Source organism: Micromonospora sp. WMMD735, from assembly GCF_049178995.1.
GTDB classification, from domain to species: Bacteria; Actinomycetota; Actinomycetes; order Mycobacteriales; family Micromonosporaceae; genus Micromonospora; species Micromonospora wenchangensis.
The window spans coordinates 3,026,532-3,050,368 of sequence record NZ_JBMHMJ010000002.1; the positions used below are offsets into that span (position 1 = coordinate 3,026,532).

Genomic DNA, 23,837 nt, shown 5'->3' on the forward strand with positions numbered 1-23,837 from the left:
CAGGTGGTGCGGCCGGGAGCGAGCTCCCGGCCGCACCCGCGATCTGTCGTCAATCGCTCGCAGCGACCGTGGTCAGGCCTTCGGGATCTCCTGGTCGGGGACGACCTTGCCGCCCTGGACCTTGAACGCCCAGACCTTGACCTGCGCCGGGTCCAGCTCGCCGCCCTCGACGAACTTGTAGTTCGACGCGACACCCTCGCCGTTGTAGCTCTTCACGAACTCCAGCAGGTCGGCGCGGGTGGTCTTCTTGGCCTTGATGCCGGCGAGCAGGATGTTCGCGGCGTCGTAGGCGGTGTCGCTGTAGGTGCCCGGGTCGGCGCCGTTGAGCGCCTTGAACTCCTCGACGAACGTGCCACGGGCCTCGGCGGCCGGCGCGCACGGGCAGGTGAGGATGGTGCCCTCGGCGGCGGCGGCACCGGCGGTGGTGATGTACGCCGGGTCGTTGGAGCCGTCACCGACGACCAGCGGGGCGGTGACCCCGGCAGCGGTGAGCTGCTTGCGGATCAGGCCGGCCTCCTGGTAGTAGCCACCGAAGAAGACGGCCTTGACGCCGGCGGCCTTGACCTTGGTCACCACGCCGGAGAACTCGGTCTGCTTGCCCTCGCCCTGGACCTTGTCCGAGCCGACGACCGCGCTGCCGAGGACCTTCTTGACCTCGTCGGCCAGGCCCGCGCCGTAGGCGGACTGGTCGTCGATGACGTAGACCTTGTCGGCCTTCATCACGTTCTTGATGTAGGTGCCGGCCGCCGGGCCCTGGCTCAGGTCGTTGCCGACCGCCCGGAAGAAGGTCTTCCAGCCCTGCTGGGCGAGGCTGGGGCGGGTGGCGGAGGGGGTGATGGTGACCAGGCCGGCCTCGTTGAACAGCGGGCCGGCGGCCTCGGACTCGCCCGAGTAGGCCGGGCCGACGATGCCCAGGAGCTTGCTGTCGTCGATGGCCTTCTGGGCCAGACCGGGGGCCTGGTCCGGGCTGCCCTGCGAGTCCAGCTCGGCCAGCTCGACCTTGCAGTCGGCGTTTTCCTTGTTGTACTTCTCGACGGCGAGCTTGACGCCGTTCTTCTCGTTGATGCCCAGCGCCGCCGAGCTGCCGGTCAGCGCGCCGAAGAACGCGATCTTGCTACCGCAGCCGTCCCCACCGGACGCCTCGTCGTCGCTGCCGCTGGAGCAAGCGGTGCCGCCGGCGACGAGCGCCAGCATGGCGACTCCACCGATCACGCGTGCGAGCTTCTGCCTCAAGGCCGGAACCCTCCTCCGTCGCATGGTCCGAACCACCCGCTGCCTATTGGCCCTTGCGGGGGCGGACGAACCAGACCGTCGTCGCCGGTCTGGGCCGGGACGTTATCCCACCGGGAAGCTGCGACGTAAGCCCCAGCAAGCGGGGTTGATCGAACCGTTACACGCCGTGGCGGATTCGAAACGATCGCTGTAAGAACCGTCAGATCTGAGGGATCTTCACTTTCCATTCGAAGGTGCGGGAGGGCACCGCCCACCGCCCCCGCCTATAGCCACTCAAACCCGCCCCCACCAGGCATGAGAGGCCCGGCCGTCGTCGGCCAGCAGCAACAGTCGATCATCGCCGCCGGCCACCGTCAGGGCGGTGTCACCGCCATCGACCACCGTCAGCGGCACCCGGACGGAGCGCCACGACACCCCACCGTCGGTCGACACCCACGTAGCGCGACCGGCACCGTCACCGATGACCGCCACCAGCGCGCCACCCACCACGGTCAGCCCCACCACCGACAGCACGCCCGGCCCGGTCGCCCCGAACCCGCCGACCCGCCGCCACCGCACCCCGTCGTCGGCCCGCCACACGGCGAAACCGTCGGAAACCGCCCCCACCACCACCGGCACGCCGTCGCGCAGCACCACCCGCTCCGCCCGCCCCCGGCCGTCCTGCACCGGCAGTTCCGCCCGCCGAAAGGAGCGCCCGTCGACCGAGGTCCACGCCATCGGCCGCAGCGCCGAGCCGGCCGCCGGCAGCAGCGACCCGACCACCAGCCAACCCGCCGGCAGCGCCACCGCGTCGTACGCCGCCGTCCGCCCCCGGGCATCCCCGGCCAGCTCCGGCAACCCCTCGGCCAGGGTGAACCCGCCCGCGTCCGGCGACGTCCAGACCGCCGCGCCGTCGGCCCGGGCACCCGCGATCAACCAGCCCTGCGCACCGGCCGCCAGCCGGACCACGCTGACCGCGCGGGGGCCGCCGAACAGCTCGAACGCCGCCGGCACCTCCCGCAACGGGCCGGCACCGTCGCGGACCCAGGTCCCGGTACGCGGGTTGCCGTGCACCCCACCGTTCTTGGCACCCAGCGCCGCCACCCGGTCTCCGGCGCAGGCCGCCGCGTAGAGCACGTGCTGCCGGCCGTAGAACGTGCTGGCCGCGACCGGCATCGGCACCCAGGTGGCACCGTCCGCGCTGGACCAGGCCGCCGGGCGGCTCCCACCGGCGGGGTCGACGACCCCGCCGACCAGGAACCAGACCCCGGCGCAGGAGACCGCGTCGCGCAGCACCAGCCGGCCGGCCGGACCGGGCGGTGCGGGCAGGGTCGCCTCCCGCCAGGCCGGCTCGACCGCCGCCGACCGCCCGCCACCCGGGCCGGCCTCGTCGTTTCCGGTTCCGTTCCGGTCGCAGCCGGCGACCACCAGGACCAACAGAGCGCACACCACGAGCACGCGCCGGGCAGACATGCATCGATGCTAGGCAGCGGAGCCCCGCCGTGGGGGGGCGGGTCGGGCCGCCCGACCGGCGGCCGGCCCGACCGGTCCGGAGACGGGAGCCGGGCGATCGGGGGCGGCGGCCACCGGCCGACCGGTACGCCGTGGTGCGCCCTGCTGCTCCCGGTGGTCACCGGCGTGTGCCGGACCGCGCCTTCACCGGTCGACGTCAGGACGGACCGGACGACCGTCGGGGCGGATTCGTCCGCCGGTTCGGAGCGGGCCGCCGCGTCGACCGGACAGGGTGGGCCGCCGGGCGGGGAGGAAAGACGGACCGATCGGCGACCGGTGCGCCGACGGGTCAGGAGGTGGGCTGCTCGGCGATCTCGCCACCGGCGGTCTCGGCGAGGATCCGCTCGGCGACCTCCTTCATGGTCATCCGGTGGTCCATCGCGGTGCGCTGGATCCACTTGAACGCCTGCGGCTCGGTCATCCCGTACGTCGTCATCAGCGCGCCCTTGGCGCGTTCGACGGTCTTGCGGATCTCCAGCCGGTCGGTGAGGCCGGCCACCTCGGACTCCAGGGCGGCGATCTCGGAGTAGCGGGACAGCGCGATCTCCACCGCCGGCACCAGGTCGCTCTTCTGGAACGGCTTGACCAGGTAGGCCATCGCACCGGCGGCCCGCGCCCGTTCCACCAGGTCACGCTGGCTGAACGCGGTCAGGATGATTACGGGGGCGATCCGGGCGCCGGCGATCCGCTCGGCGGCGGCCAGGCCGTCCATGATCGGCATCTTGATGTCGAGGATGACGAGGTCGGGCTTGAGCTCCTCGGCCAACCGGACGGCGGTCTCGCCGTCACCGGCCTCGCCGACGACCTCGTAACCCTCCTCGACCAGCATCTCGGCCAGGTCCAGTCGGATGAGCGCCTCGTCCTCGGCGATCAGCACCCGCCTGCGCTCGGCATCCGTCTGCGTCTCGGCCACCAGCCCTACCCCCACCATCGATCCCACACCGGCTACCACCCATGCTCCCGCATGAGCCTAGTCGGGTACAGTGAGCCACGCGCCCCTCGGGGTGACGCCGGGATGATGGAATCGGCAGACATGAATGCCTCAAAAGCATTTGCCTTAACAGGCGTGCGGGTTCGAGTCCCGCTCCCGGCACCTTGTCACACACCTGTTCGATGATGCCCCGGTGCATCCACCAGAGATCCGGGCCCGCGCCCGGCAGGTGCACCGCGCCGGCGGTTCGGTCGCCGACGCGGCAGGTGCCGTCGGCCTTCCCTACCGCACCGTCTGGCACTGGTGCAACGACCGTCCCGAGGCGCGGCAGCGGGGCACCGAGCTGCGGTGCTTCCGGTGCCGGGACGGGCTCGACGGTCCGGCCGACCCGGCGGCGTACGCCTATCTCCTCGGCCTGCACCTCGGCGACGGCCACCTGGTGACGACGGCCCGGGTGCCGGTGCTGCGGATCTACTGTGCCGCCGCCTGGCCGGGGCTGGTCGACGCGTGCGACCTGGCCATGCGGGCCGTGCTCGCCACGACGGTGCAGCGGGTGCGCAAGCAGGGCTGCGTCGGCGTGCAGAGCTACGGCCGGCACTGGCCGTGCCTGTTTCCCCAGCACGGGCCGGGCCGCAAGCACGAACGCCGGATCGGCCTGGCCGACTGGCAACGCGAGATCGTCCAGCGCCAGCCGGGCGACTTCCTGCGGGGTCTGTTCCACTCCGACGGCTGCCGGGTGGACAACCGGGTGACCGTGCGGGGGCCGACCGTACGTCTACCCGCGCTACCACTTCAGCAACGAGTCCACCCACATCATGGGTCTCTGCCAGTGGGCACTCGACTTGATCGGTGTCGCCTGGACGATGAACCGCCGCAACTGCCTGTCGGTGGCGCGGCGGGCGGCGGTCGCCACCCTGGACGGCCACGTCGGCTCCAAGCACTGACCCGTCAGCAGGGCCGACCGCCCCACCGGACGCTCACCCCGCCGCGAGCGCGCGGGCCAGGTCGGTCCACAGGTCCTCGGGGTCCTCCAGGCCGACCGAGATCCGCAGCAGCCCGTCGCCCGGCTTCGCCTCCCCGGCCACCGGCCGGTGGGTCAGCGAGGCGGGATGCTGGATCAGGGTGTCCACCCCGCCCAGCGACACCGCGTGGGTGATCAGCCGGCAGGCCCCGGCCACCCGGGCGGCGGCCGGTGCGCCACCGCGTACCTCGACGGCGAGCAGGCTCCCGGTGCCGGCGAGCTGCCGGCCGACCAGCCCGGCCGGGTCGTGCACCGAGGGGTGGTGGACCCGCGCGACGGCCGGGTGCCCGGCGAGCCGCAGGGCCAGCTTCTCCGCGCCGGCCTGCTGTGCGCGGACCCGCAGCGGCAACGTCTGCAGGCCCCGGTGCAGCAGGTACGCGCCGAGCGGGTGCAGCACCGCGCCGGTGACCGCGCGCACCTGGCGCAACCGGGCGGCCCAGTCGACGTCGCAGGCCACCACGCCGGCGAGCACGTCGCCGTGCCCGCCGATGCTCTTGGTGGCGCTGTGCAGGACGAGCGCGGCGCCGTGCCGGGCCGGCTGCTGGAGCACGGGGGTGGCGACGGTGTTGTCGACCAGCAGCGGGACGTCGCCCACGGCTGCGGCCAGGGCTGCGATGTCGACGAGGTCGAGGGTGGGGTTGGCCGGGGTCTCCACGACGACCAGCCCGGTGTCGGCCCGTACGGCGGCGGCGACCTCGTCGGGACGGGCCCAGCTGACCTCGGTGCCGAGCAGGCCGGTGGCGAGCACGTGGTCGGTGCCCCCGTAGAGGGGACGGACGGCGACGACGTGCCGGCGGCCGTCCCGGGTGGCCGCGAGCAGGGCCGCGGTGAGCGCGGCCATGCCGCTGGCGAAGGCGACCGCCGCCGGGGTGCCTTCGAGGGTGGCCAGCGCGGTCTCGAAGCGGGCCACGGTGGGATTCCACAGGCGCTGGTAGACGGCGCTGTCGCCGGGCGGGAGGGTGCCACCGGTGGCGAGCAGTTCGTAGGCCGCGCCGCCGGCCTCGACCGACGGCAGCGGGTTGGTGGTGGACAGGTCGATCGGCGGTACGTGCACCCCGAGGGCGGCGAGATCGTCCCGGCCGGCGTGCACGGCCCGGGTGTCCGGGGAGGTGTCGTCGAGGGTCGCCCCGACGCTGGTGATGGGGTTCATGCCGTAGCCGCCGTCATGCCGGAAGCCTCGAACATCAGCATGACGAAAGGCAAGACTTTCGAACGATATTCTGGCGGGGCAGCTATTCCTGTGCTCGGATTCGCGGAAGGATGCGGGGATGCCCTCCGCACCGAACGATGTACGACCCTTCGCCACCCTGGACGACGTCGACCGCGCGATCCTGGCCGAGCTGGCCGCCGACGGCCGGCTGCCGAACAACGCCCTCGCCGAACGGGTGGGGGTGGCCCCGTCGACCTGCCTGACCCGGACCCGGGCGCTGCGGGACTGCGGGGCGATCCGGGGCTTCCACGCCGAGGTGGACCCGGCGGCGGTGGGGTTGCCGTTGCAGGCGCTGGTGTCGGTCCGGCTGACCGCGCACGAGCGGGCCGCGGTGGACGCCTTCCGGGCCCGTTCGGTACGGCTGCCCGGGGTGGTGTCGGTGTTCCACGTGGCGGGCGCGGAGGACTACGTGCTGCACGTCCGGGCGGCGTCGGGTGACGCGCTGCGCGACTTCGTCCTGGACCAGTTGGCGGTGGACCCGGCGGTGCAGCACACCCAGACCAGCCTGATCTTCGAGCAGGCCCGCGGTCGGGGCTGACCCCGTCACCCGCCGGCCACCGCCCGCCCGCCGGCCGGCCACGGTCCGCCCGCTCGCCCCACCCGCTCGCCCGCTCGCCCGCCGAGATCGACTCGACGGCAGCGATGTTGCGGTATCCGCAGCGCCTGATGCCGCGACATCGCTGATGTTGCGATGTCCGCCTCCCCCGGGCCCGGGCCGGGCACGGTCCCGGACCACGGACCGGGCTCGACCAGGGAACAAGTCCGGGCCGGGACGGGTTGGGCACAGGTGTGATCGACGTACCGTTGTCTGTTCTTGATCTTGCTCCGGTCGCCGCCGGGGCCACCGCCTCCGAGGCGCTCGGGCACACCACCGAGCTGGCCCGCCGGACCGAGGAACTGGGCTACCGCCGGTTCTGGGTGGCCGAGCACCACAACATGCCGGCGATCGCCAGCTCCGCCCCGGCGGTGCTGCTCGCCCACCTGGCGGCGCACACCACCACGATCCGGCTGGGCTCGGGCGGGGTGATGCTGCCCAACCACGCGCCGCTGGTGGTCGCCGAACAGTTCGGCACCCTGGAGGCGCTGCACCCGGGCCGGATCGACCTGGGCATCGGCCGGGCCCCCGGCACCGACCAGCGGACCGCGCTGGCGCTGCGGCGCACGATGGAGGGGCTGTCGGCGGAGGGCTTCCCCCGGGAGCTGGCCGACCTGATGAACTACTTCAGCGGCGACGACCCGGGCGCGATCACCGCCAGCCCGGGGCTGGGCCAGTCCCCCGCCGTCTGGCTGCTCGGCTCCAGCGGGTTCAGCGCCCAGCTCGCCGGGCTGCTCGGGTTGCCGTTCTCGTTCGCGCACCACTTCAGCTCCCAGCACACGCTGCCCGCGCTCCAGCTCTACCGGCAGAGTTTCCGCCCGTCGCGCTGGCTGAGCGAGCCGTACGCGATGGTGGCGGTGAACGTGGTCTGCGCCGACACCGACGAGCGGGCCGAGTGGCTGTCCGGGCCGGCCGGGCTGTCGTTCCTCAAGCTCCGCTCGGGGCGGCCGGAGCCGCTGGCCAGCCCCGAGGACGCCGCCCGGTACCCGTACACGGAGCTGGAGCGGGAGTTCGTGCTGCAGCGCCGCGACGGTCAGGCGATGGGTTCACCGGAGACGGTCCGCCGGCAGCTCACCGAGCTGCTGGACCGCACCGGCGCGAACGAGCTGATGCTCACCACCATGGTGTACGACGTGGCCGACCGGGTGCGCTCGTTCGAGCTGGTGGCCGAGAAGGTGGTCGGCGGGCTCTCCCGGGGCGTCTGAAACACGCTCTTCATAGCCACGTCACCCCACCGTTGCGGACGACCTCTAACTTCATTACCGGTGGTGGTACGGCACTCCCGGTCGGGACGGGTCGGGGGTGCTGCGGTGTGGTGCACCGGGTCGCCAGCTGAGCGGATTCCGCGGCTGGCGACCCGGTGCCTGCTTTTGTGGGGGCCCGGCTGATGCCGGGCCCGCACCGTCAGCGCAGGTAGATGTTGGGCGTGGGCGGGGTCGGCATGCCGTCACCGATGAAAAAGCCCGGGTGCGGCGGCTGGTTGTAGGCGGTGTTCTGCCAGGCGATCGCCGCGCGGTACTGGGCGTCGTGCATCAGCGTGTAGATCCGGGTGCTGGTCGGCGTGGGCGTGCTGTAGATCCGCAGCGCCCGGCTGTCGCTGGTGCGCCAGATCACCTCCTCGCGCCAGTCGCCGAGGATGTCGCCGGACAGCGCCGGGGTCGACTTGGTGCCGTTGTTGGAGGCCACGTCGCTGCCGGTGAGCAGCCGGGTCTCGCCGCCGGTGCCGTACTTGTCGATCTTGGTGGCGTCGAGGAGTTCCCGTACCGGGTCGCCGTCCCACCAGGCGAGGAAGTTCGCCGACGACGGCTTGCGGCCGATGTTCTGCCCCCGGGTGTTGGCCAGCCCGTCGACCGCCGACGACCACGACTCGGCGCCGGGGCTGCCGGCCCAGATGTCCGCCGAGACGCCCCGGCCGTTGTCGCCGTTGGCCGCGGTCTTCCAGATGATCTGGCCGGTGCGCGCGTCGGCGAAGTACGAGCTGGGCTTGCTGGCGTCCTCGTCGACCTTGAAGACCTCCAGGCCGGAGCGGCCCGGGTCCAGGTCACCGACGTGCAGCGCGTCGCCGTGACCGTTGCCTGTCGAGTAGAGCAGCCGGCCGTTGTCGTCGATGGTGGCCGCGCCGTACACGATCTCCTGCCGGCCGTCGGCGTCGACGTCGGCCACCGAGAGCTGGTGGTTGCCCTGGCCGGCGGCGGCGGAGTTGCCGGAGGCGTTGGAGTCGAACGTCCACCGCTTGGTCAGCGCGCCGTTGCGGAAGTCCCAGGCGGCGATCACCGCGCGGGTGTAGTAGCCGCGTGCCATGATCAGCGACGGCCGCTGACCGTCCAGGTAGGCGGTGCCGGCGAGGAACCGGTCGACCCGGTTGCCGTACGAGTCGCCCCAGGAGGAGACGGTGCCGCGCGGCGGGTCGTAGTTGACGGTGGAGGCGATCGCGCCGGTCTGCCCGTTGAACATGGTCAGGTACTCGGGGCCGGACAGCACGTAGCCGCTGGAATTGCGGTAGTCCGCCGACGACGAGCCGATCAGCTGACCGGTGCCGGAGCGGGTGCCGTCGGCGGTCTTCATCGCCACCTCGGCCCTGCCGTCGCCGTCGTAGTCGTACACCTGGAACTGGGTGTAGTGGGCCCCGGCACGGATGTTGCGACCCAGGTCGATGCGCCACAACCGGCTGCCGGTCAGGGTGTACGCGTCGACGTAGACGTTGCCGGTGTAGCCGGACTGGCTGTTGTCCTTGGCGTTGGACGGGTCCCACTTGAGCACGATCTCGTAGTCGCCGTCGCCGTCGAGGTCACCGACGCTGGCGTCGTTGGCCGAGTAGCTGTACGCCTCCCCGGCCGGGGTGGTGCCGCCGGCCGGCGGCTGGATCGGCACGTCCAGGTAGCCGTTGGCGAACTGGAGGGCGGGTGCGGACGCCGCCTGCTCGGCACCGCCCACCACGGCCCGCACGGTGTACGCCGAGCCGGCCGCCGCCCCGCTGTCCAGGTAGTTGGTGGCGCCGGTGATCGGTGTGGCGTTGACCCTGGTGGAGCCCCGGTAGAGGTTGAACGACACCCCGGAGGTCTCGGTGCCCAGCAGCCGCCAGGAGACCAGGTTCCCGTTGCCGGAGCGGACACTGATCAGCCCCCGGTCGAGATCCTCCAACTGCTTGGCCCCGGCCGGCGGGTCGGTCGGCGGGGGCGTGGTCGGTGGCGGTGTCGTCGGGGGTGGTGTCGTCGGGGGTGGCGTGGTGGGTGGGGGCGTGGTCGGCGGCGCGGTCGTCGGGGGCGCGGTGGTCGGCGCGGTGCCGCCGGTGCAGGTCGTGCCGTTGAGGGCGAAGCTGTCAGGCGTCGGGTTGCTGGCGTTGTTCCACGACGCGTTGAAGCCGAAGTTCGCGGTGCCGTTGGTGCCCAGCGCGGCGTTGTAACCGGCGTCCTTGGCGCTGACCTGCGCCCCGGACTGGGTGACCGTGGCGTTCCACGCCTGGGTGACCTGCTGGCCGGCGGTGTAGGACCAGGTCAACGTCCAGCCGTTGATCGGGTCACCGAGGTTGGTGACGAGGACGTCGGCGCCGAAGCCGCCGCCCCACTGGCTACTGATCTTGTAGTCGACCCGGCAGCCGGCGGCGGCGGCCGAGGCCGTCACGGTGGTGAGGGTGCCGGCGGCGAGGGTGGTGGCCGCGGCGGCGGCGAGCAGCGCGGCGCGTCGACGGGTGGGGCTCAGGTGCACGGAAACGCCTTTCGCGGAGGTCAGCGCACGGTGGCGGAGCCGGCCTGCCCGGACCGGCGGGATGACGCCGCGCTGACGGTGGTGACGGACGCCTTTGCATCGACATCCATAGTTCGACTCCGCGCAGTCGGATCGTAGGACAACGCTTTCCGCCCGCACAAGCCGTACCCGCTCTTGCTCCCGGCCGGCCCACCTGATCGACTCGGCGGATGGCTGAGCACATGGACCCCGAGGAGTTCCGCCGCGCCGGGTACGCGGTGGTCGACTGGGTCGCCGACTACTGGCGGACGCTGGACCGACGCCCGGTCACCCCGCAGGACCCGCCCGGCACGGTCACCGCCGCCCTGCCGGCCGGCCCACCCACGCACGGTGAGCCGGTCGCGGCGATGCTGGCCGACCTGGACGCGATCATCGCGCCCCGGGTCACCCACTGGCAGCACCCCGGCTTCTTCGGCTACTTCCCGGCCAACACCAGCGGCCCCAGCGTGCTGGCCGACCTGGTCAGCTCGGGCCTCGGCAGCCAGGGCATGCTCTGGGCCACCAACCCGGCCGGCACCGAACTGGAGACGGTCGTGCTGGACTGGCTGGCCGACCTGATGGACCTGCCCGCGCGGTTCCGCTCCACCGGCACCGGCGGCGGCGTCATCCAGGACTCGGCCTCCTCGGCGACCCTGGTCGCCACCCTGGCCGCCCTGCACCGGGCCAGCGGCGGACGCTGGCGGGAGGCCGGCGTCGACCGCCGCTACCGGGCGTACACCTCGGCGCACGGGCACTCCTCGATCGAGAAGGCGGCCCGCATCGCCGGGCTCGGCGAGGCGGGCGTGCGGACCGTCGCGGTGGACCCGACGACCCAGGCGATGCGGCCGGCGGCGCTGCGCGCGGCGATCGAGGCGGACCTGGCCGAAGGCGTGGTGCCCGCCATCGTGGTGGCGACCATCGGGACCACCTCCACCACCGCCGTCGACCCGCTGCCGGAGATCGGCGCGATCTGCGCCCGGTACGGCGTGTGGCTGCACGTCGACGCCGCGTACGCCGGGGCGGCGGCGGTCTGCCCCGAGCTGCGCTGGACGCACGCCGGGGTGGAGCACGCCGACTCGTACTGCTTCGACCCGCACAAGTGGCTGCTCACCGGCTTCGACTGCGACGCCTTCTGGGTGGCCGACCGGGGCGAGCTGATCGAGGCGCTGACCGTCATGCCGGAGTTCCTGCGCAACGCGGCGAGCGAGTCCGGTGCGGTGATCGACTACCGGGACTGGCAGGTGCCACTGGGCCGCCGGTTCCGGGCGCTGAAACTCTGGTTCGTCCTGCGCTGGTACGGCGTCGAGGGACTGCGTGCGCACCTGCGCGCAGGGATCGCCCTGGCCGACCGGTTCGCCGGCCTGGTCCGCGCCGACGACCGGTTCGCCCTCGCCGCCCCGCACCCGTTCTCCCTGGTCACGTTCCGGCTGCGGGCCGGTGACGAGGCCGGCGCGGCGCTGCTGGCCCGGGTCAACGACAGCGGACAGGTCTACCTGACCCACACCCGGGTCAACGGCCGGTACACCCTGCGCCTGGCCGTCGGTTCGCCGCTGACCGGGCCGGAGCACGTGGACCGGGCCTGGGCGCTGCTGTCGGCGGCGGCGACCGACCTGCTCGCCGGGCACCCGGCCCCGTCCGGACCCGCCCCGGGCGGCGCGCTTACCGGGTGACCGTCGCCGCCCCGTGCCGGGTCACCGGCGGGGTGCGACGGTCAGTGTGGCGGGCGGCGTACCCCTGTCGGGGTTCAGCGCTCGACGACGGCCAGCCGGTCGTCGTCGGCCCCGACCGGGGCGGACCCGGCGACGGCTCCGGCCCCGACGACGGCAGCCGCGGTGTCCGGCGACGGCGTCGCACCGACGGCGGGCGTGTCGGCGGTGGCGGCGACAGTGGCGGTGGCGGTGGCGGCGGCGGCAGTGGCGGTGGCGGTGGCGGTGGCGGTGGCGGCGTCGACGATGGCGCGGGCCCGGCGGGTGCGGCGCAGCGCCCGGACGGCGAACGTCAGGGCGACCACCCAGCCCACGGCGAGCAGCACGTAGACAACCGGGCGGACGGTCGAGCCGGCGTCACCGGCCTTGAGCAGGATGCGGGCGTTGGTCAGCACGATCACCCCGCCGATGGTCGCGCCCAGCAGTTGGGCGGGGACGATCCGCACCAGCCAGGCGGCCACCGGCGCGGCGATCAGGCCGCCGATCAGCAGCGCCGCGACGGTCGGCAGCAGGAAGCCCTCGCTGCCCAGGCCGATCAGGAAGCCGATGCTGGCCGCTCCGGCCACCACGAACTCGGCGGTGTCCACCGAACCGATCACCTTGCGGGGCTCCATCCGACCGGAGACCAGCAGTGCCGGGGTGGCCACCGGGCCCCATCCCCCGCCGCCGGTGGCGTCGACGAAGCCGGCGACCAGGCCCAGGGGGCCGAGGAACCGGCCGCGCAGCCGCCCGGCACCGGAACGCTGGCGCAGCGGCCGGGAGAAGCGCACCAGCAGGTACGCGCCGAGGGTGAACAGGATGCCGGCCATCCACGGGGCGGCGTTCTCGGTGGAGATGGAGCTGAGGAAGGTGGCCCCGACGAACGCGCCGACCGCGCCGGGCAGGGCGATCCGGGTCACCACCCGCCAGTCGACGTTGCCGAACCGCCAGTGGGCGACACCCGCGGCGAGCGTGGTGCCGATCTCGGCGAGGTGCACCGACGCCGAGGCGGCGGCCGGGGCGACCCCGACGAAGAGCAGCAGGGTCGACGAGGTCAGCCCGTACGCCATGCCGAGCGCGCCGTCGACGAGCTGCGCGGCCAACCCGACCAGAGCGAGGATCAGAAGCTTGCGCACGAGCCCTCCGAACTTTTCGGCATCTCCTATCGACTTGGTCGAGAATGCGGCACGGGACGCTCCCCGGTCAACCCCCAGATCGGTGGGTGGGACGGGTCCGGCGCAGCGGGACGCCCCGGCCTGAACCCCGCAGACCAGGTCAGACGCCGGCAGACCGGGTGCAGTGGGCAGGTCCGGCGGGCCCGGTACGGCAGGCAGGTCCGGCGGGCCGGGTACGGCCCGGGGGCGTCAGCTCCAGGCGCGCGGGTCGGCGGCCAGCTCGGTGATCCGGCCCGGCAGCACCCCGGCCGCCACGTCGGCGATGGTGACCTGCTCCAGGATCTCCCGTTCGCTGGCCCGCAGCGCGATCCAGACCTCCTGCAACGCGCGGGCCGCGCCGTGGTAGCCGAGCTGCTCGGGACGCTGCCCCCGGACGTGGGCCAGCGGACCGTCGATCACCCGGATCACCTCGGCGAGGGAGATCTCCACCGCGGGCCGGGCCAGCCAGTAGCCGCCCTCCGGGCCCCGCTGGGCGTGCACGATGCCGCCCCGGCGCAACTGCAGCAGGATGCTCTCCAGGAACTTCGGCGGGATGTCCTGCGACCGAGCGATCTGCTCGGCGGTGACCGGACGGGACCGGCCGGAGTCCGCGCCGTCGGCGACCGACGCGAGTTCGGCCGCCGCACGCAGTGCGTAGTCGACCCGGGCGGAGAGGCGCATGGCCGCAAGGTTAGTCGCCGGCCCCGCCGGCCGGAGCGCCGCCCTCCACCGAACGGCCAGGGTGGGCTGTCCCGGTGGCGTGGGCATGGCACCATACCCGTGTCGCCGGCAGGGTCGCCGGTGGCGGACACCAGCGCACCGGAGCACAGGCCGATAGGGGCAGCGACAGCGATGCCGGACGTGACGCCGCTGAACCCGCGGGACCCGCGCCAGGCCGGGCCGTACGAGCTGATCGGTCGGCTCGGCGCGGGCGGTCAGGGTGTGGTCTACCTGGGCCGCGACGAGCAGGGCAGGTGGGTCGCGGTCAAAGTCATCAACGTGGACCTGCACCAGCATCCCCGGGCGAAGGCCCAGTTCGTCAAGGAGATCGCCGCCGCCCGCCGGGTCGCGCCGTTCTGCACCGCGCAGATCCTCTTCGCCGACGTGGACGGTGACCTGCCCTACGTGGTCAGCGAGTTCATCGAGGGCGTCACCCTGCAACGGCACGTCCGCGAGCAGGGGCCGGTCACCGGCAACGCGCTGCACCGGCTGGCCGTCGGCACCGCCACCGCGCTCGCCGCGATCCACCAGTCCGACGTGGTGCACTGCGACCTCAAGCCGGACAACGTGATCCTCGCGGCGGACGGCCCCCGGGTGATCGACTTCGGCATCGCCCGGGCGCTGGACGTCACCGAGACGATGACCAGCCGGATCATGGGCACCGCCACCTACATGGCCCCGGAACGGTTCCGCGACGACGAGGTCGGCCCGGCCAGCGACGTGTTCGCCTGGGCCGGGACGATCGCCTTCGCTGCCTGTGGTCAGCCGCCGTTCGGCACCGGTCCGGTCGTCGCGGTGATGCACCGGGTCCTGCACGAGCCGCCGGACCTGACCGGGCTCACCGGTCCGCTGGCCACCCTGATCGGGCAGTGCCTGGACAAGGACCACCGGGTCCGGCCCACCGCCCAGGAGGTGCTGCTGCGGCTGCTCGGACGCGACGCCCACCCGAGCGGCGAGGTGCCGTTGCAGACCGTGCTGCGGGCCGGCACCGACGCCGCGGCCACCCGGCACGTCCCGCGTACCGTGGCCGCCACCCCGCCCGCCGCACCGGTCGTCGCGGCGGCCGACCCGTGGCCGACGACGGCGGCGGCGGTGGACCCCTGGCCGACCGCGGGGGTGGCGCCGGCCCCGCCGGGCACCCCGACCGCCCCGCAGGTGACCGGCGACCCGGTGCCGACGCCGTGGCCCACCACGTCGACCGCCCACCCCGCGCCGCCGACCGCCCCACCGGCGACGGCCTGGTCCGCCCCGGCCCCCACCCCGCCCGCCGCCACGGGCCGGCCGGCCACCGCGACAGCGACCCCGGACGGCTTCGGCCGGCGGCTGCGTCGACAGTGGGCCGACCCGTGGGGGATGTCCCTCGCGTTCCTCCTCGGCGCGGCCGGCTTCGCCACCGGGTACGTCGCCAGCACCGACGTGGGCACCGCCGCCGCCGTCGGTCTGCTCGCCCTCGCCGTGGTCTACGGTGTCCGTCTGCTCGTCGCCGCCGCGCTGACCCGATCCGGCCCGCCGGACGGCTCGGTCGAGCGGCCCGGCACCCGGCCCGTGCCGGCACCCCGCACCGACGCCTGACCCACCGAACGACCCCTGGAGGAGCCGATGGCCGCCGGTCAGCGTCCCGCCCGACCGTGGCTGCCGCACGCGGTGGCCGTCGTCGCGGGGCTCGCGGTGATCGCCGGGGCGTACCTGTACGTCCGGCCGACGCCCGGCACGGACCGGGCCGACTGCGTACCGCTGGAGGTCAGCTCCTCCACCGAGAAGAGCACGCTGGTCGCCCAGCTCGCCGACCGGTACAACGCCGCCGACCGGCGCTTCGGCGGGCGGTGCGCGCAGGTGACCGTGCACGGCCTCAACTCGGGCGAGGCGATGGAGGCGCTGGCCGGCGGGTGGGCGCTCACCCAGCCGAAGGTCGCCGAACCGCAGGTGTGGCTGCCCACCTCGTCGCTGTGGACCGGGCAGCTCCGCCTGCTCGACAAGGCTGCGGGCCGGCCCGCGCAGACCCCCGGGCAGTACCCGTCGATCGCCAACAGCCCGCTGGTCATCGCGATGCCCAAGGACCGGGGCGAACTGGTGCAGCAGCGCGGCCCGCTCGGCTGGGCCGACGTGCTCGGCCTCTCCGGCGGCACCGGCTGGGCGGCGTTCGGCAAGCCCGAGTGGGGCCGGTTCACCTTCGGCAAGGACAACCCGCACCTGTCCACCTCCGGTCTGGCCGCCACCATCGCCACCTACTACGCGGCGGTCAACCGGGCCAGCGACCTGACCAGCGAGGACCTCGCCCAGCCGGCGGTGACCCAGTTCGTCAGGCGGATCGAGGCCAACGTCTCGCACTACAGCGACGACTCGGTGGACCTGCTGCGCGGTCTCGCCGAGGCCGACGCCGTCGCCACCGGGGACGCCCCGGCGACCGACATGAGCGCGATCGTCCTGCAGGAGGAGCTGGTCTACCTCTACAACCAGGGCCAGCTCAGCCCCACCGGCGACAAGCCCCGGGTGCCGCTGGTGGCGGTGCACCCCAAGGAGGGCACCTTCAACCTCGACCACCCGTACGTGGTGCTGCCGTCGGCCGACCCGGCGCAACGCGAGGCCGCCGAGGACTTCCTGACCTTCCTCCGCGACGGCCCGCAACAACGCAGCTTCGCCGCCCTCGGCTTCCGCGACGACGAACGCCGCCCCGCCGAGACGCTGCTGGCCACGGTCGCCGGGCCGGGTGGCGACCGGCTCACCTACTTCGACCCGCCCACCCCGGAGGTGGTCGGCGCGATCCTCGGCAGCTGGGACACCCTGCGCAAGAAGGCCAACATCCTGCTCGCCGTGGACACCTCCGGCTCGATGAAGGCAAGCGTCGGCGACCGGACCCGGTTCCAGGTGGCCACCGACGCCGCCAGTAAGGCGATCGGGCTGCTCAACGCCGCCGACCAGGTGGCCCTCTGGTCGTTCTCCAGCGAGACCCCGCAACGGCCGAAGCGGCCGTACAGCGAGGAGGTACGGCTCGCCCCGCTGAACCGGGACGCGTTCAACCGGAAGCTCGCCGGGCTGCGCATCGGCGGCAACACCGCCCTGTACGCCACCGTCCGCGCGGCGCACCGCACCCTGCTCGACAGGTACGACCCGAACCGGATCAACGCGGTGGTGGTGCTCACCGACGGCAAGAACGAGTACCAGAAGGACAGCGACCTCGACCGGCTGCTGCGGGACATCGCGCTGGACCCGAACAAGCCGGTGAAGGTCTTCTGCGTGGCCTTCGACCAGGACTCCGACCTGGCCGCGCTGGACCGGATCGCCAAGGCGTCGGCCGGCAAGGCGTTCGACGCCAAGAACCCGACCACCATCGACGAGGCGTTGGTGAAGGTGGTCAGCAGCTTCTGAGCCGGCCCGGCTGGTGTGCACCCGCCGCCACGGCCCGGTGGCGGGTGCGTTCAGTCGCCGACGCGGCGCAGCAGACCCTCCTGGACGGCGCTGGCGATGTGCCGGCCGTCGAGGGTGAACATCCGGCCGGTGGCCAGGCCCCGCGCGCCGGAGGCCGACGGGCTCCAGCAGTCGTAGAGGAACCACTCGTCGGCCCGGAACGCCCTGTGGAACCACAGGGCGTGGTCCAGGCTCGCCCCGACCAGACCACCCGGCCCCCAGACCTCGCCGTGCACCGACAGGACCGAATCCAGCAGGGTCAGGTCCGAGGCGTACGTCAGCGCGCAGGCGTGCAGCAGCGGATCGTCGGGCAGCTTGCCGTCGATGCGCATCCAGACCCGTTGGTGCGGGTCGGCGGGCCGGTCGCCGGGGCGTACCCAGCCGGGCTCGCCGACGTAGCGGACGTCGATCGGGCGGGGGATCTGCCCCCAGATGCCCAGCCGCTCCGGATAGCGGGCCAGCCGGTCGGACATCGTCGGGACGTCGTCCGGACCGGGCACGTCCGGCGGGGTCGGCGCCTGGTGTTCCAGGGCCTGTTCCTGCCGCTGGAAGGACGCCGACATGAAGAAGATCGGCTTGTCGTGCTGCAACGCCACCGAGCGCCGGACCGAGAAGGAGCGTCCGTCGCGGACGTTCTCCACCTGGTAGTCGATCGGTTCGGCCGGATCGCCGGGCCGGACGAAGTAGCCGTGCAGCGAGTGCACGAACCGCTCCGGGTCGACCGTGCGCCCGGCGGCGACCAGGGCCTGACCGGCGACCTGCCCCCCGAACACCCGCTGCGGGCCGACCGAGGGGCTGACCCCACGGAAGGACGTCGCGCCGGTGTGGTCGAGGTCGAGGACCTCGAGGAGCTGGTCGACCGCGGCCTGGCCGGTCGCCGCCGGACGCCCGTTCACCGAGCTTGCTCTGTTCGCGACTGCGGGGCGCGCAAACCCGGCGCGCTCCTCGCGCTCACCGGAACTGCCGCTGCTCGCGACTGCGGGGCGCGCAACCCCGGCGCACTCCTCGCGCTCACCGGAACTGCCGCTGCTCGCGACTGCGGGGCGCGCAACCCCGGCGCGCTCCTCGCGCTCACCGGGCGGCCTCTGTTCGCTGCGCCGACCGGCTCACTGGAGCGCCCGGGCGGAGGCGGCGTCGACCAGGGAGCCGAGCTGGTGCACGCGCAGGGTGTTGGTGGAGCCGGGGGTGCCGGGCGGGCTGCCCGCGACGATCACCACGTAGTCGCCGGGGGTGGCCTGGTTGAGACCCAGCAACGCCTGGTCGACCTGGCGGAACATGTCGTCGGTGTGCTGCACGAACGGCATCAGGAAGGTCTCCACGCCCCAGCACAGCGCGAGCTGGCTGCGCACCTCGGGGACCGGGGTGAACGCCAGCAGCGGCAGGTCGCAGTGCAGCCGGCTGAGCCGCTTGACGGTGTCACCGGTCTGCGAGAAGGCGACCAGCGCCTTCGCCCCGATGGCGCGGGCGATCGAGGACGCGGCCACGGTCAGCGCGCCGCCGTGGGTACGCGGGTCGTGCTGGAGCCGGGGCACCCCGATCGAACCGGCCTCGGTGGTGGTGATGATCTTGGCCATGGTGCTGACGGTGAGCACCGGGTACTTGCCGACGCTGGTCTCGCCGGAGAGCATCACCGCGTCCGCGCCGTCGAGCACCGCGTTGGCCACGTCGGAGGCCTCGGCGCGGGTGGGGCGGGAGTTCTCGATCATGGAGTCGAGCATCTGGGTGGCCACGATGACCGGCTTGGCGTTCTCCCGGCACAGCTGCACGGCCCGCTTCTGCACCAGTGGCACCTGGTCCAGCGGCATCTCGACGCCGAGGTCACCCCGGGCCACCATGACGCCGTCGAAGGCGAGCACGATCGCCTCCAGGTGGTCGACCGCCTCCGGCTTCTCGACCTTGGCCAGCACCGGACGGCGCACACCCTCCTCGTCCATGATGCCGTGGACGAGCTTGATGTCCTCCGCCGTGCGGACGAAGGAGAGCGCGATCAGGTCGACACCCAGGCCGAGGGCGAAGCGCAGGTCCTCGGCGTCCTTGTCCGACATCGCCGGGACGCTGACCGCCACGTTCGGCAGCGAGACGCCCTTGTTGTTGGAGACCGGGCCACCCTCGGTGACCAGGCACCGGATGTCGTTACCGGTGACGTCGCTGACCTCGACGGCGACCCGGCCGTCGTCGATCAGCAGCCGGTCGCCCGGCTTCACCTCCTGGGGCAGCTTGCGGTAGGTGCAGGAGACCCGGTCCCGGGTGCCGAGGATGTCGTCACTGGTGATCACCACCGAGTCGCCGGTGCGCCACTCGTGCGGCCCGTCGGCGAACTTGCCGAGCCGGATCTTCGGGCCCTGGAGGTCGGCCAGGATGGCGACCGGCACGCCGACCGCCTCGGCTGCTTCGCGGACCATCCGGTACACCGACTCGTGGTCGGCGTGACTACCGTGGCTGAAGTTCAGCCTGGCCACGTTCATGCCCGCCTCGATGAGGCCCCGGAGCCGCTCCGGGGACGAGGTGGCGGGGCCAAGAGTGCAGACGATCTTCGCGCGGCGGTTCACGCCCATCAGGCTAGTCTCTCCTCCGGGTCGGCCTACGGGCCGACCCCTTGCGGACTGAGGAACAGGGTCCGACGACGCGCGGGGTGGGCGCGTGGCCGGCGGGACGCGGGCCACGCCGGAGGCACGTCGGAAAGCGGCGGGCATCGGCGACCGCGCGCCGGGAATCGTACCGCCCGAGGGCAATCGCCGTCCGCGCGCTCCCGTGCTCCCGTGCGCCGACGCCGCCACCGTCGGTCACCGCCGCGCCACGCCCGTCGACCCGGCGCTCAGCTGTCGGTCTTGACCAGCGGAAACTCCAGCGAGCCCGCCGGGCAGAGGAACGTCAGCACGTCGACCATGTAGAGGCCGGCCTGCACCGCCGGGTCCGCCTCCATCACGCTGCGTACGTCCTCGACCGAACCGGTACGGGCCAGGCCGATGCCGATCGGCGGGGCGGGCTCCCGGGCCGGGCCGTCGATCGAGCCGGCCACCAGCACCAGACCCCGCCGTTGCAGGGCCCGCATGTGCGCGGTGTGCTCGGCCTGGAGGCGCTGCACGGTCTCCTTCGGCAGCACCCGACCGGCCGGACCCGGGTAGAGCACGATGCACTCGTACGTGTCGAGTGCGAAGTCCAGCTGCGGCGTACCCGTCATCGCGCCCCTTCCCCGCGTCGGCGCCACACCGCGCCGGTGGTGTCCCCGGACCCGGCCAGCGTCCCACGGTGGGGACGCCCCTGATCGCCGGTCGGGACAACTCCGGGCCGGACGGGGCCGTCCCCGGGGCGGACACCGGGTGCGGCGGACGGCGTGGCCCGCCTTTCGGTCGGCCCACGCCGACAGATCGGCAGACGTGCCCGCCAGCCGACGCTGGTACGGTCCGACTGATGGGGAAGGCGCTCGATCCGCGGAGCGGAGGTCCCGACATGGCTCGCTCGTCCGACGCCCCCCGGCCGCCGGACGACTCCCGCTGGCGCGAACTGCTCTCCCACACCGGCCCGGCCGGCCGGTGGATCGTCGACCACGACTGGGCCGGCACCCCGCTCGGCCCGCTGGCGGACTGGCCGCCCAGCCTGCGTACGGCCCTGGTCCTCTGCCTGCACAGCCCGACGCCGGCCGCGCTGTGGTGGGGGCCGGAGCTGCTGCTGCTCGCCAACGACGACTACCTGGCCCTGCTGGGCCCGGCCGGCACCCGGGCGCTGGGCCGGCCCGCCTCGGCGGTCTGGCCCGACGCGGTGCCCGCGCTGACCGGGGTGCTCACCGCCGCCCGGGTCACCAGCCGGCACGGCGACGACGGAGCCGGGCCGGTCTTCTCGTCGGGCCCGGTGGTCGACGCCGCCGGCCATCCGCAGGGCGTCCTCACCACCGTCACCGCCGCGCCCGGCGGCACCGCCGACTTCGCCGCGCCCGGCGGTCCGGTCGCCGCCGCCGACGGGGACCGGCGGCGGGCGTTGCGGCAGGCCGAGGGGTTGGCCCGGCTCGCCGGGGCACTCAGCGCCGCCGGCAGCCGGGCGGCGGTGATGGAGGTGGTCGGCGCGGTCACCCCCGGTCTGGTCGGCGCGGACCGGGTCCGGGTCGCGGCGGCCACGGCGGGCACCTGGGAGCTGACGGTGACCGACGACGCCGGCACCGGCGTACTGCGGGTCACCGACGACGAGCCGCTGGCCCGCGCGGTACGCGAGGAGACCACCGTGCCGCTGCCGGACGGGCTCTGCCTGCCGCTGCGCGACGGTGCCGGCGCGGTGCTCGGTGCGCTGGAGGTGCACTGGGCCGGGCCGGCCGCCGACGAGCAGGCCCGCCGCATCCTGCTCGACGCCGTGGCGGGGCTGTGCAGCCAGGCGTTGCGGCGGGCCGAGCTGACCGCGTCGGCGCGGGCGATGGCGGAGTTCGCCGCCCGGCTCAGCGTCACCCGGTCCACCGGTGAGGCGATCGACGTGATCCTGGACGCCGCCCCGATGGCGCTCGGCGCGGCGCTGCCCGGCCTGGCGATGCGCGACGAGGGCCGGCGGGTCCGGCTGTGGCACGCGGAGCTGCCCAGCGGGCTGGTCGCCACCTTCGACGACCTGACCATCGACGACCCCCGGCCGATCGCCCACGCGCTGCGCACCGGGGAACGGATCATCCTGCGCAACCGGGCCGAATTCGCCGCCCGGCATCCCGGCCTGCCGGACCCGGCCGGCGAGTACGGGATGGTGACCACGGTCGTGCTCCCGCTGCTGGACGCCTCCCGGCGGCCCATCGCGGCGTTGGGTTTCGGCTGGCCCCGGGAAAGGGCGCTGCACGACGACGACCTGGCCCTGCTGGACACCGTCGCCGACCTGTGCGAGCAGACCCTGGAGCGGGTCCGGCTGGCCGCCGCCGAACACAACCTGGTGACCCGGCTGGCGGGCCGGCTGCGCACCTCGGCGACGATCGGGCCACCCGGCCTGGAGCTGGCGACCCGCTACCAACCGGCGATGAGCGGCCTGCACCTGGGCGGCGACTGGTACGACCTGGTCGACCTGGACGACGGCCGGCTGGCGGTGGTCGTCGGGGACGTGGTGGGCCACCAGGTCGAGGCGGCGGCCGACATGGCGCAGCTGCGGACGGTGGTGAACACGCTGATCCGCTCCGGGGTGCCGCTGGCCGAGGTGTTCCCCCGGTTGACCGGGCTGCTCGGGGTCGGGTTCCTCGGCACCTGCCTGGCGATGGTGGTCGACCCGGTGGCCGGGCAGGCGCAGGTCGCCAGGGTGGGGCATCCGCATCCGGTGCTGCTGCGGCCGGGCCGGCCGCCGGAGACGGTCTGGACGGGGCACTCGCTGCCGCTCGGGCTGGTCCGTGACCCGGTGCCGGTGACGACCGTGGCGTTCGGCCGGGGTGACCTGCTGGTGGCGTACACCGACGGGCTGGTGGAGCGGCGTGACCAGGCGTACGACGCCGGGGTGACGGCCCTGCACGAGGTGCTCGTGCCGGTGCGGGACCAGCCCGTGGAGGTCATCGCGGACACCCTGCTGACCAAGCTCTCCGGCTCCGACGACGACCAGGCGCTGGTGATCATCCGGCACGCCGGCTGAGTGTCGACGCCCACATTCGGTCCGGGGGTGTTGCCGACCGCGATCTTCGGGAAAGCCGTCGGGGTGGGTGGCTAGATTTGCCACCGACGACAACCACAGGATCGGGGTACGGCACATGGGGTCCAGCAGTCAGCCCGCGAAGGCGTCAGGCACCTACCGGATCGGCGGCGACCTGCAGGTCGACCGGCTCGGTTACGGGGCCATGCAGATCACCGGGCCGGGGGTGTGGGGCGACCCGAAGGACCCGGCCGAGGCGGTGCGGGTGCTGCGCCGGGCGTACGAGCTGGGCGTCACGTTCATCGACACCGCCGACTCGTACGGGCCGTTCGTCTCGGAGCTGCTGATCAGGGAGGCGCTGCACCCGTACGCCGACGACCTGGTCATCGCGACGAAGGCCGGCCTGACCCGCTCCGGGCCGGGTGACTGGCGGCCGGTGGGGCGGCCGGAATACCTGCGCCAGCAGTGCGAGCTGAGCCTGCGGCACCTGGGCCTGGAGTCGATCGGCCTCTACCAGCTGCACCGGATCGACGCGAAGGTGCCGTTGGAAGATCAGCTCGGCGAGCTGGCCCTGCTCAAGCAGGAGGGCAAGATCCGGCACATCGGGCTGTCCGAGGTGACCGTCGCGCAGATCGAGGCGGCCCAGAAGATCACCCCGATCGTGTCGGTGCAGAACCTCTACAACCTGGCCGACCGCAGCGCCGAGGACGTCCTGGACCACTGCGAGCGCAACGACCTGGCGTTCATCCCGTGGTTCCCGATCGCCACCGGCAACCTGGCCAAGCCGGGCGGCCCGCTGGACGCCATCTCCACCGGGCACGACGCGACCCCCGCCCAGCTGGCGCTCGCCTGGCTGCTGCGCCGCTCGCCGGTCATGCTGCCCATCCCGGGCACGTCCTCGGTCGGTCACCTGGAGGAGAACGTCGCCGCCGCCGAGGTGCAGCTCACCGACGAGGAGTACGACGCCCTGGCCAAGGCCGCCTGACCGCCCCGCCCCCGCCGGAGATCACGGCGTCGCCCGCGCCACCACGCATACCGGGTCATCGTCATCGTGGCCGCCCGTCGGGGGGTCACGGCCTCCGGCCAGCATGCCTC

General features: G+C 73.6%; 18 protein-coding genes and 1 tRNA gene. 9 read left to right on the forward strand and 10 right to left on the reverse strand.

Annotated features, from left to right (window positions below):
* Positions 1–72: 72 nt before the first annotated feature.
* From ACN268_RS12675 to ACN268_RS12685, 3 genes are all read right to left on the reverse strand, one after another.
* The gene (locus ACN268_RS12675; protein WP_421483381.1) at positions 73–1,233 is read right to left on the reverse strand and encodes a branched-chain amino acid ABC transporter substrate-binding protein; all 1,161 of its coding nucleotides are present in this window, start codon (positions 1,231–1,233) and stop codon (positions 73–75) included.
* Between the two features lie 273 nt (positions 1,234–1,506).
* Positions 1,507–2,685 carry a hypothetical protein gene (locus ACN268_RS12680; RefSeq protein ID WP_421483382.1) on the reverse strand — a complete coding sequence of 393 codons (1,179 nt, stop codon included), beginning with the start codon at positions 2,683–2,685 and terminating at the stop codon, positions 1,507–1,509.
* 328 nt (positions 2,686–3,013) lie between these two features.
* A complete protein-coding gene (locus ACN268_RS12685) occupies positions 3,014–3,637 on the reverse strand; it encodes an ANTAR domain-containing response regulator (RefSeq protein ID WP_088643111.1) in 624 nt (207 codons plus the stop codon).
* Between the two features lie 96 nt (positions 3,638–3,733).
* On the opposite strand from ACN268_RS12685, the gene ACN268_RS12690 reads away from it, so the two are divergent.
* Both ACN268_RS12690 and ACN268_RS12695 read left to right on the forward strand, forming a co-directional pair.
* Positions 3,734–3,817 (forward strand) — tRNA-Leu (locus ACN268_RS12690).
* Between the two features lie 653 nt (positions 3,818–4,470).
* Positions 4,471–4,599, forward strand: a complete 129-nt coding sequence (locus ACN268_RS12695; protein ID WP_421483383.1) for a hypothetical protein — start codon at positions 4,471–4,473, stop codon at positions 4,597–4,599.
* Positions 4,600–4,632: 33 nt separating this feature from the next.
* Here the strand turns inward: ACN268_RS12695 and ACN268_RS12700 are convergent, their stop codons facing one another.
* Positions 4,633–5,826, reverse strand: a complete 1,194-nt coding sequence (locus tag ACN268_RS12700) for a trans-sulfuration enzyme family protein (protein WP_421483384.1) — start codon at positions 5,824–5,826, stop codon at positions 4,633–4,635.
* Between the two features lie 118 nt (positions 5,827–5,944).
* Between ACN268_RS12700 and ACN268_RS12705 the strand changes: the two genes are divergently transcribed.
* Both ACN268_RS12705 and ACN268_RS12710 read left to right on the forward strand, forming a co-directional pair.
* Complete coding sequence (locus ACN268_RS12705) at positions 5,945–6,424, forward strand: Lrp/AsnC family transcriptional regulator (protein ID WP_145920916.1); 480 nt, start codon at positions 5,945–5,947, stop codon at positions 6,422–6,424.
* A 251-nt stretch (positions 6,425–6,675) separates the two neighbouring features.
* Positions 6,676–7,686, forward strand: coding sequence for an LLM class flavin-dependent oxidoreductase (locus ACN268_RS12710; RefSeq protein WP_421483385.1), 1,011 nt, complete (start codon positions 6,676–6,678; stop codon positions 7,684–7,686).
* 199 nt (positions 7,687–7,885) lie between these two features.
* Here the strand turns inward: ACN268_RS12710 and ACN268_RS12715 are convergent, their stop codons facing one another.
* Positions 7,886–10,186, reverse strand: coding sequence for a cellulose binding domain-containing protein (locus ACN268_RS12715; protein ID WP_421483386.1), 2,301 nt, complete (start codon positions 10,184–10,186; stop codon positions 7,886–7,888).
* A gap of 209 nt (positions 10,187–10,395) precedes the next feature.
* Here ACN268_RS12715 and ACN268_RS12720 point away from each other — a divergent pair, with 209 nt between their 5' ends.
* Positions 10,396–11,874 (forward strand): pyridoxal-dependent decarboxylase, encoded by a 1,479-nt coding sequence (locus ACN268_RS12720; protein ID WP_421483387.1) that lies wholly within the window; start codon positions 10,396–10,398, stop codon positions 11,872–11,874.
* A 74-nt stretch (positions 11,875–11,948) separates the two neighbouring features.
* Here ACN268_RS12720 and ACN268_RS12725 read toward each other — a convergent pair whose 3' ends face one another.
* Together ACN268_RS12725 and ACN268_RS12730 are read right to left on the reverse strand one after the other, a co-directional pair.
* Positions 11,949–13,025, reverse strand: a complete 1,077-nt coding sequence (locus ACN268_RS12725; RefSeq protein WP_421483388.1) for a sulfite exporter TauE/SafE family protein — start codon at positions 13,023–13,025, stop codon at positions 11,949–11,951.
* Between the two features lie 228 nt (positions 13,026–13,253).
* On the reverse strand, positions 13,254–13,724 hold the full coding sequence (locus tag ACN268_RS12730) for an RrF2 family transcriptional regulator (protein ID WP_421483389.1): 471 nt from the start codon (positions 13,722–13,724) through the stop codon (positions 13,254–13,256).
* Positions 13,725–13,895: 171 nt separating this feature from the next.
* Between ACN268_RS12730 and ACN268_RS12735 the strand changes: the two genes are divergently transcribed.
* Entirely contained in the window at positions 13,896–15,335 is a 1,440-nt protein-coding gene (locus ACN268_RS12735) for a serine/threonine-protein kinase (protein WP_421483390.1), read from the forward strand.
* A 27-nt stretch (positions 15,336–15,362) separates the two neighbouring features.
* Positions 15,363–17,129: a substrate-binding and vWA domain-containing protein gene (locus ACN268_RS12740; protein WP_421483391.1), complete on the forward strand. Its 1,767-nt coding sequence runs from the start codon at positions 15,363–15,365 to the stop codon at positions 17,127–17,129.
* A 50-nt stretch (positions 17,130–17,179) separates the two neighbouring features.
* On the opposite strand, the gene ACN268_RS12745 is transcribed toward ACN268_RS12740, so the two are convergent.
* The 3 genes from ACN268_RS12745 to ACN268_RS12755 all read right to left on the reverse strand — a co-directional run bounded on the left by ACN268_RS12745 (position 17,180) and on the right by ACN268_RS12755 (position 20,349).
* Entirely contained in the window at positions 17,180–18,064 is an 885-nt protein-coding gene (locus ACN268_RS12745; protein WP_421483392.1) for an acyl-CoA thioesterase, read from the reverse strand.
* Positions 18,065–18,274: 210 nt separating this feature from the next.
* Entirely contained in the window at positions 18,275–19,723 is a 1,449-nt protein-coding gene (gene pyk, locus ACN268_RS12750; protein ID WP_421483394.1) for a pyruvate kinase, read from the reverse strand.
* 260 nt (positions 19,724–19,983) lie between these two features.
* The gene (locus ACN268_RS12755) at positions 19,984–20,349 is read right to left on the reverse strand and encodes a YciI family protein (protein ID WP_088643099.1); all 366 of its coding nucleotides are present in this window, start codon (positions 20,347–20,349) and stop codon (positions 19,984–19,986) included.
* Between the two features lie 269 nt (positions 20,350–20,618).
* Here ACN268_RS12755 and ACN268_RS12760 point away from each other — a divergent pair, with 269 nt between their 5' ends.
* The gene (locus ACN268_RS12760) at positions 20,619–22,745 is read left to right on the forward strand and encodes a PP2C family protein-serine/threonine phosphatase (RefSeq protein ID WP_421483396.1); all 2,127 of its coding nucleotides are present in this window, start codon (positions 20,619–20,621) and stop codon (positions 22,743–22,745) included.
* A gap of 115 nt (positions 22,746–22,860) precedes the next feature.
* A complete protein-coding gene (locus ACN268_RS12765) occupies positions 22,861–23,727 on the forward strand; it encodes an aldo/keto reductase (RefSeq protein ID WP_421483397.1) in 867 nt (288 codons plus the stop codon).
* Positions 23,728–23,837 lie beyond the last annotated feature (110 nt).

Coding starts and splice junctions, on each gene's coding strand:
- ACN268_RS12680 (WP_421483382.1), bottom strand. CDS start 2,685: ATGTCTGCCCGGCGCGTGCTCGTGGTGTGCGCTCTGTTGGTCCTGGTG.
- ACN268_RS12695 (WP_421483383.1), top strand. CDS start 4,471: ATGGGTCTCTGCCAGTGGGCACTCGACTTGATCGGTGTCGCCTGGACG.
- ACN268_RS12700 (WP_421483384.1), bottom strand. CDS start 5,826: ATGAACCCCATCACCAGCGTCGGGGCGACCCTCGACGACACCTCCCCG.
- ACN268_RS12705 (WP_145920916.1), top strand. CDS start 5,945: ATGCCCTCCGCACCGAACGATGTACGACCCTTCGCCACCCTGGACGAC.
- ACN268_RS12720 (WP_421483387.1), top strand. CDS start 10,396: ATGGCTGAGCACATGGACCCCGAGGAGTTCCGCCGCGCCGGGTACGCG.
- ACN268_RS12730 (WP_421483389.1), bottom strand. CDS start 13,724: ATGCGCCTCTCCGCCCGGGTCGACTACGCACTGCGTGCGGCGGCCGAA.
- ACN268_RS12735 (WP_421483390.1), top strand. CDS start 13,896: ATGCCGGACGTGACGCCGCTGAACCCGCGGGACCCGCGCCAGGCCGGG.
- ACN268_RS12740 (WP_421483391.1), top strand. CDS start 15,363: ATGGCCGCCGGTCAGCGTCCCGCCCGACCGTGGCTGCCGCACGCGGTG.
- pyk (WP_421483394.1), bottom strand. CDS start 19,723: ATGGGCGTGAACCGCCGCGCGAAGATCGTCTGCACTCTTGGCCCCGCC.
- ACN268_RS12755 (WP_088643099.1), bottom strand. CDS start 20,349: ATGACGGGTACGCCGCAGCTGGACTTCGCACTCGACACGTACGAGTGC.
- ACN268_RS12760 (WP_421483396.1), top strand. CDS start 20,619: ATGGCTCGCTCGTCCGACGCCCCCCGGCCGCCGGACGACTCCCGCTGG.
- ACN268_RS12765 (WP_421483397.1), top strand. CDS start 22,861: ATGGGGTCCAGCAGTCAGCCCGCGAAGGCGTCAGGCACCTACCGGATC.